9 protein-coding genes are annotated in these 12,266 nt (G+C 69.7%); all 9 read right to left on the bottom strand.

The genetic code is table 11. The features are described 5' to 3' along the window. Positions 1 to 335 precede the first annotated feature (335 nt). Positions 336 to 1,349 (bottom strand): GNAT family N-acetyltransferase, encoded by a 1,014-nt coding sequence (locus ABH935_RS44720; protein WP_370384089.1) that lies wholly within the window; start codon positions 1,347 to 1,349, stop codon positions 336 to 338. Between the two features lie 148 nt (positions 1,350 to 1,497). Next, positions 1,498 to 2,037, bottom strand: coding sequence for a DUF4240 domain-containing protein (locus tag ABH935_RS44715; protein ID WP_370384088.1), 540 nt, complete (start codon positions 2,035 to 2,037; stop codon positions 1,498 to 1,500). A gap of 27 nt (positions 2,038 to 2,064) precedes the next feature. After that, positions 2,065 to 3,594, bottom strand: a complete 1,530-nt coding sequence (locus ABH935_RS44710) for an FAD-dependent monooxygenase (protein WP_370384087.1) — start codon at positions 3,592 to 3,594, stop codon at positions 2,065 to 2,067. Positions 3,595 to 3,649: 55 nt separating this feature from the next. Next, complete coding sequence (locus ABH935_RS44705; RefSeq protein WP_370384086.1) at positions 3,650 to 4,138, bottom strand: heme-degrading domain-containing protein; 489 nt, start codon at positions 4,136 to 4,138, stop codon at positions 3,650 to 3,652. 67 nt (positions 4,139 to 4,205) lie between these two features. Beyond that, positions 4,206 to 5,642, bottom strand: a complete 1,437-nt coding sequence (locus ABH935_RS44700) for an ATP-binding protein (protein ID WP_370384085.1) — start codon at positions 5,640 to 5,642, stop codon at positions 4,206 to 4,208. Positions 5,643 to 5,852: 210 nt separating this feature from the next. Beyond that, positions 5,853 to 8,423 carry an NPCBM/NEW2 domain-containing protein gene (locus tag ABH935_RS44695; RefSeq protein WP_370384084.1) on the bottom strand — a complete coding sequence of 857 codons (2,571 nt, stop codon included), beginning with the start codon at positions 8,421 to 8,423 and terminating at the stop codon, positions 5,853 to 5,855. Further along, positions 8,420 to 9,466 (bottom strand): ABC transporter permease, encoded by a 1,047-nt coding sequence (locus tag ABH935_RS44690; protein ID WP_370384083.1) that lies wholly within the window; start codon positions 9,464 to 9,466, stop codon positions 8,420 to 8,422. Before ABH935_RS44690 ends, ABH935_RS44695 begins: the two co-directional genes overlap by 4 nt. After that, entirely contained in the window at positions 9,463 to 11,181 is a 1,719-nt protein-coding gene (locus ABH935_RS44685; protein ID WP_370384082.1) for a sugar ABC transporter ATP-binding protein, read from the bottom strand. Before ABH935_RS44685 ends, ABH935_RS44690 begins: the two co-directional genes overlap by 4 nt. Further along, positions 11,181 to 12,224: a substrate-binding domain-containing protein gene (locus ABH935_RS44680; protein ID WP_370384081.1), complete on the bottom strand. Its 1,044-nt coding sequence runs from the start codon at positions 12,222 to 12,224 to the stop codon at positions 11,181 to 11,183. The genes ABH935_RS44685 and ABH935_RS44680 overlap by 1 nt, the downstream gene beginning before the upstream one ends. Positions 12,225 to 12,266 lie beyond the last annotated feature (42 nt).

Below are 12,266 nucleotides of genomic sequence, written 5' to 3'. Positions count from 1 at the left end.
GCCTCGACACGGACAGCACCCACACCGGTCATTTTCGCGCCGCCACGACGGCGCGGCAACGCCGTGCCAGGACTACTCAACCGAACTGCGTCCCCTGCGAGGTCATCAAACTGTGCGCAAAGCCGTAAAGATCGCCTGTAAACCCACGAGCACACCGCCACCTGCCGACAAACGGCATCGGCGCACAAAAGGGCTTCCACTACGCGACCCCCTGAGACGCGTACAGCGGATAAGCGCCGCGTGATCGGCCGCGCCCGCTTCTCGCCAACACCGACACCGACACCGGCCAGATGCAAGACAACTGCGAGTTGAGACCAGCTGAGGTGAACAACGTCTCAGAACTCGACGGCATACCGCACATGAGTGCCCGTAACCGCGAACCCGGCCCGCTCGTACAAACCGTTCGCGCCGGTCGGACTCGCGGAGTCGACGGTGAGGCTGGCTTGGTCGTAGCCGGCGGCCTTGGCGGCGCGTTCCGCACAGGAGATCAAAGCACTGGCCACACCACGCTTACGATAGGCGCCGCGAGTCCCGATGAGCATAAAGTGCGCATCACGAATACCAGTGGCCTCAGTATCCGAGTCCCACGAGTGGGTCAGGAGCATCCCAGCGGCAGCACCAGTGTCGCCATCGCGAAGCAGGAAGCTGAGATCAGGCCGGAACGACTGCCAGCCGACCATCGTGCCGTGCCACTGCTCCGCCGGCATCGAAACCGCGCCCCAATGATCGACGAACGCCTCATTGCGAACCGCAAGAAACTCGTCACTGTTGTCGGCGGAGTGCTCCTCGACCACGAACCCGGCAGGAACCGGCGCGTCAACAACGCCATCACCATCACCACCACCATCGCCGACCCCGTCGCCGAGGTTGTGCACCATCTGCGAATACCACCGGATCGGAGCCATACCCGCGGCAGCATAAGCAGCCAGCGCACCCGCGTTCTGCTCGTTGTTCTGCGCATCGACGGCGAGCGAGAGCTCCGGGTGGTGGATCGCGTGCAACTCCTTCGCGCTCGCAATACCCTCCGCCAGCAACCGCGCCCCGATCCCCCGGCGCCGGTACGCCGGATGCACGCCGCCTTCGAGCATCACCCGATGCTGCCCCACCGCCAGCGGCTTGTGCTTGGCCAGGAAGTACCCGACCATCACCTCCCCGTCGAACGCACCCAACGAACCGCGAGCGAGGTCGAGCACCGGATCCCCGAGCAGCTCGGCGACATCGTCCTCGCCGAAGAACTCACCGAAGTGGTCCACGTCCTCGATCGCGTTGAGCAGCGCAGCGCAGGCGGCAGCGTCACCCACCACCACGGGGCGCCAGGTGAGGATGGGATTCGACGATTCGGTGGCCATACGGCGACTGTAGGCAGCGACGCCCGCACTGTCATACGGATTTCGGCCACCCGAGCACCCAGCCCGCAGCACAACCCTCACACCGCACACCGCGCGCCCGAAAACGAGAGCAGTAAACGGCTAAACGAGTAAAACAAGTAAACGAGTATCAGTATTCGTACAAAGCCGAAAGCCCCGGCAACCGACGATTCATCTCATCCGCATCGTCGAACTCAAAACTCCACTCCCCATCCGGATCAGCGTCGGGGTAAACGATCGCATCGCACGCCGGCATCTCACCACCGGTAACAGCCGTGAACGCCCGCGACGTCATGACCAGCGCCGACTCGCACTCCAGCTCGGACTCGTCCTGCGCCGCCTGCCTGACAATCGCCCACGTGGCAAGCGAATCGGGATCACGCAACGCCTGCTCGAATCGCTCCCGGCCCTGAAGAATCAGCCAGCCCCGGAAATAGTCGAACCCGTCGTCAGAGCATCCGCCGTTGATGACGTAAGCCGCCGCCCACAGCGAGTCCTGGAACGAGTCGGCCATCAGCTGCCAGAACGCCTGGTCGGCAGCAGTGATATCCCCTACCGGAAGCGCCGAGAACAGCGCCTGGGCCTCCTTCGCGACGGCCTCGGCGTCGTCGAGGTCTGAAACGCGGTCGCGCGCCTGGTCAACCAGGTGCCAGAACTGAGCGGTGTCCACGGTCGCTCAGCATGTCAGGTCGAACCCTCACTGCACGAGACCTGCCGCACTGATCGTCTCCAGGGCCCGCGACAGCTCGTCGGCGCCGACCACCCGCTTGTCCCACCGCGCACCGATATGCCCGTCGGGCCGGACCAGCAACGTCCCGTAGCTGCCGCTCAGCCGCTCCACCCGCACCGGCACCGGACCACTCGGTCCGAGCTCAGCCCGGTCAGCCCGGTCAGCCCAGTCAGCCCGGTCAGTCCAGTCAGCCGCGGCCGGATTCTCGGTGAACAGCGTGAACCACTCCCCGACGGCATCCACCGTGGACCTGCCGCCCCCGAGATCGACGTGCGGCATCCGGTGGCCCGGCGAAGTGCTCGGGACGTAGTCCGTCCCAGGCTCGGCGGCCTCGTTCCCGTAAGCGACGCCCAACACCAGCCCCAGCTGCGCGAAGTAGTGCTCCGACCAGGGAAGCTCGACCTCCCCGTCGGCGTCGCCGGACGCCAGCTGCTCGACGCGCTTCTGCTGCGCCTGCGTCAGCAGCTGCGCGTTCGCGACCGCCTGGCGCAAAGTCAGGTGCGCGACCGGCAGCCGTTCGGACTCGTACGTGTCCAGCAGACCCGGTCGCGCCCACCCCTGCACCACACCCGCGAGCTTCCAGCACAGATTGTGCACGTCGGCGACGCCCGTGTTCATACCCAGACCCCCGGCCGGCGGGATGGCGTGCGCAGCGTCGCCGGCCAGCAGGACCCGGCCGCTGCGGAAGCGCTCGGCGACGAACGCGTTGACGGTCCAGCGCTGCACGCGCGACACCTCGAACGGCAGCCCGTCGCCGAGCGTGCGGGCCAGCGGCTCGCGGTGGTCCGCCCCCTCCGGCACCTGGCCGAACCAGGCCCAGCCGCCTTCGGGATACATCGGCAGGATCGATCCGAACGCGGTGACGTAGACACCGGCCGGGGCGTCGGCGCAGCGCCGCAGCAGATCGGCCTCGAACATGACGGTGGTCGTCGAGCCCAGCGCGCCCGGACCGACCGTGCCGATGCCGAGCAGGTCCCGCGCCGTGGAGTTCGCGCCGTCCGCAGCGAGGACGTAGCTCGCGCGAAGGCTCGTCCCGTCGCCGAACGAGGCCAGCACGCCGTCCGGCTCCCCGGCCAGCCCGGTCAGCTCGGCCAGCCCGGCCAGCTCGACGCCGAACCGGATCGGGGCGTGCGCCGCGTCGAGCAGCGTCGGCTCAAGCCGGTCCTGGGACGTGACCGCCCCGATCACCGGGCTCTCCGGGATCGGCGCGTTGACGCCGATCATCGCCGCGCTGGCGAAGTCCGGACCGGTGAAGGAGTCACGGAAGCGGACCCGGCCGTACTCCGGGGCGAAGGCGCGCGCCGCGACCGTCCGGTCGATCCCCAGCTGCCGGAAGATCTCCATCGACCGGACGTTGAGCAGCCGGGAGCGCGGAAAGGGAGATAGCTCGGTGTGCTTCTCGACCAGCACGGTCCGCACACCCCAGCGGTCGAGCAGCGCCCTGGCGGTCAGCCCGACCGGTCCTGCGCCGACGATCAGGACATCCACGTCCGGCATGGTGCCAATGAACAACACCCCCGGACGCGCCGCAACCCGGGATACACCCCGAGAATCAGTGCCCGCCGTCGAGGAACCGCTGCACCGCCTCGACCACCAGCTTGTGGTCCTCGACCTGCGGCAGCCCGGAGACCGTGACGGTCCCGATGATCCCGGCGCCGGTGACGGTGATCGGGAACGAGCCGCCGTGCGCCGCGTAAGTATCGCCGGGCAGGCCGGTGGCGGCCTCGAACGTGGTCCCGCGGTCGCGGTGGCGCTGGCCGACCAGCAGCGAGCTGTGGCCGAAGCGGCGCACGACGTTGGTCTTGCGCTCGATCCACGACGCGTTGTCCGGGCTGGTGCCGGGCCGCGCGTGGTGGAACAGCTGCTGGTCGCCCCGGCGGATGTCGACGGCGACCGGCAGCTCGCGCTCGCGGGCCAGCTCGACCAGCAGCGAGCCCAGGGCCCAGGCGTCGTCGTGGGTGAAGCCGCTGAAGACCAGGCGCTCTTCTTGGGCGAGCAGTTCGTCGCTCGTCGGTCGTTCGCTCGTAGCTCGTTCGCTCACGGGGCGAGTTAATCAACAGCGTTGCCAAACAGTCAACCGGAGGCGGCGGACCTCGGCTCACACCAGCTCACCCCGCGGCGACCGGCTCCTCCAGCCGCGCCGCGCGACCCGGCAGCCACACACTGAGCAGCGCCCCACCGCCCGGGGCCCGCGCCGCGGCGACGTGGCCGCCGTGGTTCGTGGCGATGTGCTGCACGATCGCCAGGCCGAGGCCGGAGCCCGGGGTGGAGCGCGCCTCCGGCGAGCGGTAGAAGCGTTCGAACACGTGCGTGAGGTCTTCCTCGGCGATGCCCGGACCCTGGTCGGCCACCTGGAGGAGGCCGTCGGCGAGGGTGACGGTGACCGTGCCGGCTTCGGGCGAGAACTTCGTCGCGTTGTCCAGCAGGTTGGTCACCATCCGCTCCAGCGCGGTGGCGTCGCCCTGGAGGTACCAGTGCTCCAGGCGGAAGTCGTACGTCACGCTGACGCTGAGCGCCCGGCGCTGCACCCGCTCGGCAGCGCGTTCGATGACGTTGACCAGGTCCAGGTGCTCGATCGTGTGCGAGGGATGGTCGTCCCGGGAGAGCTCGACGAGGTCTGCGATGAGCATGGAGAGCTCTTCCATCTGCGCGCGCACGTCGTTGAGCAGCGCGACGCGTTCCTCGGCCGGCAGGCGGGTGTCGTCGGGCGCGGCCGAGACCTGCGCGAGCAGGTCCAGGTTGGTGCGGATGGAGGTGAGCGGCGTGCGCAGTTCGTGTCCGGCGTCGGCGACGAGCCGCTTCTGGTGCTCCCGCGACTGGGCCAGCGCTTCCAGCATGGTGTTGAAGTTGCGCGTCAGCTGCGCGATCTCGTCGTCGCCCTTGACGTGCAGGCGCGCCAGGTCCCCGGTACGGGCTATGTATTCCGTCGCGTGCGAGAGCCGCACGACCGGCCGCAGCGCCGCGCGCCCGATCGCGAGGCCGGCGGCGGCCGCGAGCGCGATGCCGAGCAGGCCGACGACGGCCGAGATCGTGGCGATCGTCCTCAGCGCCGACTCGGTCTGGGCCAGCGAGGTCGAGAAGACGAGCGCCGAGGGCTGCGGGTTGTCCGGGGATCCGCTGCTGTAGGTGTTGTGGATGGCGTAGACGCGGTAGTCCACGCCGTTGTAGTTGATCGTCCTGAGCGAGGTGTCGCTCTGCTGCGCGGCGACGGCGACCTCGGGCGGTCCGAAAGGGGCCCACACCTGGTAGGTCGCCAGGATCTGCCCCGGCCGGCCGTCCGGGCCGATGCGCTGCAACTTGAGGTTCTCGGGCTCGTGCGCGGAGCCGTCGGCGTAGACCAGGGTCTCCTGGTAGCCGGAGGTGGCCAGCAGTTGCCTGTTGGAGTCGGCGTCAAGGCGGTCCGGGGTGAACATCTCCAGCGGCATCGCGGTGAAGACGGTCGCGCGCTGCTCCAGCTGGCCGTCCATCCGGCTCATGATCGTCTTGCTGATCGCCACATAGCTGATCAGGGCGCACAGGGCGACCGACAGCCCCACCGCCGCCACGACCAGAAGGGTGATCCGGGATCGGAACGACCGCCGATTGAGCCAATCGCCAATCCTGTGCATGGGCAGAGCTTGGGGGGTCGCGCTGAGAGATAGCTGAGATCCAACCGTGAGCAGGGTGAGGAAGAGCGCTGGTACGACGCAAAGCGACCGGTCGAGAACCTGAGAGTCCTCGACCGGCCGCGCTGCATGTGTTCAGTCAGGAACGGCTCACGCCGCCGGGAGCGCCGCCACCCCGACTTCGGCCGCGGAGGCGTAGCCGTTCGCTCCCGCGGTCACCGTCAGTCGTACGTAACGTGCCGAAACCGGTGTGAACTGAACGGATTTCAGCGTGGCGTCCTGCGGCCAGGTCCCTGGTGACGCCGCACTCGTGAAGGTCACCCCGTCGCTGCTGACCTCGACGGTGTAGCCGGTGATCGTGCCGGTGATGTCGCCGTCCAGACGCGGCTGGTAGGTCAGGCCGGTGACCGTCTGCACGGATCCCAGGTCGATCGTCAGGGAGATCGGCAGCGGGTCGTGCACCGGGCTGAACTGCGAGTGCCACAGGGTCGTGACCTGGCCGTCCACCGCGTTGCTCGCCGGGTAGCCGTTGTTGGCGCTGCTGGCCGTCGCCGACAGGGCGGAGGTCGGCACGAAGTACGGCCAGGGCCCGCCGGGCTGCGTCGGGACCGGCGCGCCGCAGGTGATCTGCAGACCGCCCCAGTCCGCGCGGTCGTTGTAGGTGCCGTCGCCGCCGTCGCCGACGACCAGGCTGATCACCTTCGCGGAACCCAGGTTCACGGACATGGCCTGGGGCGCGGCCCGCGTCACCAGGCCGCTGTCGTAGAGCTTCGCGCCGTCGCCGTAGACCTGGAAGCTGACCGTCCCGCCGGTGGGGTCGAAGTTCGCCGAGTCGTCGATGCCGACGGTGGCGCTGAGCGTGCTGCAGTTGCCGCCGACGTAGTAGTCGACCGTCGACACGGACGCGGTGCCGACGCCGGTCGGGTACGTGGCGCCGTGCATCGTCAGCGGACCGCCGCCGGCGTCCTCCCGATCGACGCGGGGAACGAGGTAGCCGCTCGCCGCGTCGAGCCAGGGGTGGTGGCTCAGCGGGCCGGTGCCGGACGGCGGCGCTGCGGGGACCTGGACCTGCGTCGATTCACCGATACTGAGCATCTGCAAGGGCTTCGGCGCGCCGTAGTTCGAGCTCTGCCAGCCGTAGTCCGCCGTCAGAGCCAACTGCTCCGGACTTGGCAAAGCACCCGGAGCTGCGGCCACCTGCCAACTCGCGGCCATCGACTGCCCGCTCTTGAGCTGGCTTGCCGTCACCGGGCCAGTCGGCGTGGCCGTCCAGCCCGCCGGGACGGCGAGCGTGAGCAGCACATCCTGGACCGGGAGCCGGCCGTTGTCGGTGAACGTGGCCGAGACCGGGAAGGAGGCGCCGGGAGCCACCAGGGGAAGCGCAGCCTGCGCGGTCGGGGTCAGGGTCGCCGGGGACAGCACCGTCGAGGGAGCCATCGTGGCCGGGTCGCCGTGCCGGGACACTCGCAGGAGCACGACGCCGTGCGGGGCGACGGTCGCGGCGATCGTGCCCGCCGACTCGGTCGTCGTGTGCTGCCACAGGTCGCGCAGGGCGTAGGCGCCGGACTTCGGCAGGCCGATCTGCGCGGCGGTCGTGGAGATGGTCTGCGGGGTCGTGCCGCGGTTGAGCAGCGCGACCGCGACGTCGCCGCCGGCCAGCGGCTTGGTCCAGACCTGCGTGTTGGCGGGGTTCGTGGCCCCGGTCAGCACGGTGCCCTGGACGCCGAGCGGGTCCTGGTCCACGGCCAGCACCTCGCGGTTGGTGAGCATCGCGACCGCGTTGTCCGAGAGCTTGGTGACGTCGCTGCCGATGATCAGCGGGGCCGCGACGATCGACCACATCGAGAACTGCGACTGCGCCTCGGTGTCGGTCATGCCGAGCTCCGGGCCCAGGTAGTCCGGGTCGTTCCAGTGGCCGGGGCCGGCGGCCTCCGGGTGTGCGGCGTCGGCGTCCAGGTTGCGGAGTACGTCGGAGTACTGGACGTTGTTCGGGAAGCCGATGTCGGTGTCGGTCCGCCAGGAGTTGCCGGTGCTCGGGCCGAACTTGTAGGAGTCGAAGGCGGTGCGGCCGGGTGCGGCGCCGGTCTCGGGGATGAACGGGTTGCAGATGTTGAACAGCATCGGGCGGTGGCTGCTGTTGTTCAGCAGCGCGTCGCGGAACTGGCCGTAGACCGTGGCGGGGTCCAGGCCCATCTGCTCGCTGCCGCAGAAGTCGACCTTCACCGCGTCGTAGCCCCAGGCGGCGAACTGGTTGACGTCCTGCTGGTAGCGGCCGTAGCTGCCTTGGTTCGCGCCGCCGCAGCCGTTGAGGCCGGAGTCGGTGTAGATGCCGGCTTTCAGGCCTCGGGCGTGGATGTAGTCGGCGACGGCCTGCATGCCGTCAGGCCACTGGCTCGCGCTGACCGTGATGGTGCCGGAGACGTCTCGGGTGCCGTTCCACCAACCGCCGTCGATCCAGACGTAGTCGTAGCCCGCTGCGGCCAGGCCTTTGTTGACCAGGGCGTCGGCCTCGTCTTTGATGTTTTGCTCGGTGAAGGTCGAGCCCAGGCCGTAGTAGGTGTTCCAGCCCTGATACGGAGTGCGGGCCAGGTTGTTGATGGGGACTACGGCCGGAGACGACGGTCGGGAGGTGGTTGTCGTTGCGACCGCCCAGGCCGTTCCGGTCGTGGCCATCAGGACCGCCGATGCGGCCAGTGCGATGAATCTCGGTATCAGTCTCATGCCGGCAACCCCACAGCCCGTTCGCGAGAGCGCCGTTGCTGAAGCACGACGGCGACGACCAACAGTGCGCCTTGGGCGATGTTCTGCCAGAAGGCGTTGATGCCCTGGACGGTCAGTCCGTTCTGCAGGGCTCCGAGCAGGGCCACGGCCAGCAGCGTGCCTCCGACGCCGCCCTTGCCGCCCTTCAGCGCGCAGCCGCCGAGCGCGGCGGCTGTGATCGACTGCAACTCCAACCCTTCGCTGCCGGAGACCGGCTGCCCGGAGCCGGTGCGCGCGGTCAGCAGGATGCCGGCGACCGCGGCCACGACGCCGGAGAGCGCGTAGACGGCCAGGATGTACTTGTTCAGGTTGATGCCGGCCAGGCGGGCGGCGGTGTCGTTACCGCCGACGGCGTAGATGTTGCGGCCGATGTCGGTGTACTTCAGCAGGACGTGGACCGCGGCGGCGACCACGAGCAGCAGCCACACCATGACCGGCAGCCCGGCGATCTTGCCCCGGCCGAGGAAGACGAAGATGCTGTCGTTGAGCACGTAGCCCTGCGCGCGTCCGTCGGAGACGAGCTGGGCCACGCCCTTGTACGCGGCCAGGCCCGCGAGGGTGGCGATGACCGCGTTGACCCGGCCGTAGACGATGATCGCGCCGTTGACCACGCCGATCACCGCCCCGATCCCGATGGCCGCGCCGATGCCGGCGAAGGCATTGGACCCGGCGCTGGTGAACACCATGGCACTGGTGACGGAGGCCAGGCCGGCCTGGGAGCCGACCGAGATGTCCAGCGCGCCGAGGATGATGACCACGGTCTGCACCACGGCCAGCAGCCCGGAGATGGTCACCGCCTCAGCGATGACCTGGATGTTCTGCCAACTCAGGTAGTTGGAGTTGAGCGAGCCGAACAGGATCAGCACGAACGCCAGCGCGGCGATCAGGCCCAGACTCTGCGCGCCGGCTCGGGTGACGGCGGCGCGGAGGCGGCTCGCGGGAGTAGCGGCGGCGGAAGGTTCCTCGGCCCGCTGGCCGAGTGTCGAGGGGGAAGTGGTGGTCATCGGGGACTGCCTTCCGGGGCGGATCCGGCGGACTCGCGGATCGGCGCGGGGGTGGTGGGGGCGGAGGCGGCTGGGTCGGGCGGCGAGCTGCGATATTCGGCAGGGTCGCCGGAGCTGTGTTGCCCGCCGGAGTTGCTGCCGCTGGCCGAGGTGCCGGCGGAATCGGGAGCCGAGCCGCCGAGATCATCAGCCATCGCCAGCGCGAGGATCTTCTCCTCCGAGGCCTCGGCCCGCCCCAGCTCCCCGGTGATGCGCCCGTTCTGCATCACCAGGATCCGGTCGGCCAGGCCCAGCACCTCGGGCAGCTCCGAGGAGATCACCAGCACCGCGGTGCCGGCCGTGGCCAGGTCGGCGATGATCTGGTAGATCTCCGCCTTCGCGCCTACGTCGACGCCGCGGGTCGGCTCGTCCAGGATCAGCAGTGCCGGCTTGCGGGCCAGCCAGCGGGCCAGGACCACCTTCTGCTGGTTGCCGCCCGACAGGGTCCTGACTTCGGCCTCGATGGAGGGTGCGCGGACGCGGAGGCGGTCGGCGTACTCCTGGGCCAGGGCCTTCTCGGCGCGGCGCTTGACGAAGCGCCAGCGGCGCAGGCGGTGCAGGCTGACCAGGGTTGTGTTGTCGCGGATGGTGCGCTGCGCGAACAGGGCCTGCGCCTTGCGTTCCTCGGGGGCCAGGCCGATGCCGGCGCGGATGGCGTCGCGGGGGCCGCGCAGGCGGATCGGCTTGCCGTCCATCAGGATCCGGCCGGACCGGATGGGGATGTCGCCGGCCAGGGCCAGCGCGAGTTCGGAGCGGCCGGCGCCGATCAGGCCGGCCAGCGCCACGATCTCGCCGGCGTGCACCCGCAGGCTGATGTCGCGGACGTCGGCGGTCGTCAGGTCCGAGACGTCCAGCACCACCCGGTCGGTCGCGGCGTGCTCGCGCACGAACAGCTGCGACAGGTCGCGCCCGACCATCAGCCGCACCAGCGCGGTCTCGTCGACGTCCGCCGCCGGCGAGGCGCCGGCCAGTTCGCCGTCGCGCAGCACCACGACACGGTCGGCCAGCTGGAACACCTCCTTCATCCGGTGCGAGACGTAGATGACGGCGATGCCCTGGTCCCGCAGCCTGCGGATGAGCGCGAACAGCGCCTCGACCTCGTGCTCGGACAACGACGACGTCGGCTCGTCGAAGGCGATGGCGCGCGCCGGCGTACTCCCGGTCAGGGCCCGCATGATCTCCACGAGCTGGCGCTGGGCCGGGGTGAGCTGCGAGCCGAGCAGGTCCGGGTCCAGGGCTTGGGCGAAGCCCAGGCGCTCCAGGTCGGCGAGCACGCGTCGGCGGAGCCCCGCGCGGTCGAATCCGCGCGGGCCCCGGCGCGGCAGCGCTCCGGCGTAGACGTTCTCCGCGACGGAGACGTGCGGGATGATCTCCGGCTCCTGCGGGATCAGCCGGACGCCCGCGCGGTGCGCGTCCTGCGGCGAGTGCAGGTCCAGGACCTGTCCGTCGAGGGACATCCGGCCCTGGGTCGGACGCTGGTCGCCGGTGAGGATGCGCAGCAGCGTCGACTTGCCGGCGCCGTTCTCCCCCATCAGCGCGGTGACCTGGCCGGCCGGGAAGGCGACGGTGACGTCGCGCAGGGCCCGGACCGGACCGAAGCGCTTGGAGATCGCCTCGGCCGCGAGTCCGGTCCCGGTACCCCGCATGCTGGGGCCGTCGGTGCTTTCCACCGGCATCAGCTGCACTTCACGCCGGCGGACTGCCAGGTCGTGGCGTCGACCATGGTCGTGGGGGCGTCAGCCTCCTGCGGGAAGGCCTTGCCGTTCTTGAGCTTGTCGTACATGGTCTGCACGGCCAGCGAGCCGATGTCCTTGCCACTGATGTAGAGCGCTGCCTTCATGCCGGTGGGCTGCGAGCTGCCCCAGTCCTTGCACGCCAGGTACGCGCCGAGGCCGACGCCGATCACGTTGTCCGCCGAGATGCCCGCGTTCTGCAGAGCCGTGACACCGCCCTGGACGTTCTCGTCGTTGCAGCCCCAGATCACCCAGTGCTTCACCCCGGGGTTGGCGGTGATGGTCGCGGCGACCTTGTCCTGCGCGCCGGTCGGGGTGTTGTCGGTGGCGACGTCGATGTTCTGCACGCCCGCGCCGGCACCGGCGGCGAAGCTGGCCTTCGCGGCCTTGACGCGATCCGTGCACACGGTCACGTCCTGCTTCCACGCCGAGATGGTGCGGGTGTCGGCGGCGCTCCAGCCGGCCTTGGCGTACAGGTCGGCGGCCTTCTTGCCGACGTCGGTGCCCATCTGCGTGCCGCTGAAGCCGACCCGCGGCACCAGGTCCGCCGTCGGACACGACGCGGGGTTCGGGCCGGAGGTGCACACCTGGTCGTCGGAGGTCAGCAGCGCGATGCCGGCGTCCTTGGCCAGCTGCACGACCTGCGGGCCGACCGAGGGGTCCGGCGGCACGATGATCAGGCCGCTGCTCTTCTGCGCGACGGCGGCCTGCACGTCGCTGACCGTCTGGTTGGCGTCGTCCCCGAGGTTCACCACCTTCACGTCGACCCCGAGCGCGGCGGCCTTGGCCTTGGCGCCGTTCGCCTCGTCGATGAAGTACTGCTGGTCGCCCTGCTTCTGCAGGTACGTCAGGGTGATCTTGCCGGTGACCGGGGCGCCGGAGGAGGCCGCCGCCGTGGTGGACTTGCCGGTCGAGCAGGCGGTCGCACACAGCGCCACCGCCACGCCGAGCACTGCGGCCGAGCCGCGGACACGCGCGAGGTTCATGTTCTCACTCCGATGAGGCGAGGAGATGCCTGATGAGCGGAG

This window comes from Catenulispora sp. GAS73, assembly GCF_041262085.1.
GTDB lineage: Bacteria > Actinomycetota > Actinomycetes > Streptomycetales > Catenulisporaceae > Catenulispora.
This window is presented reverse-complemented; position numbering and strand designations above follow the sequence as displayed.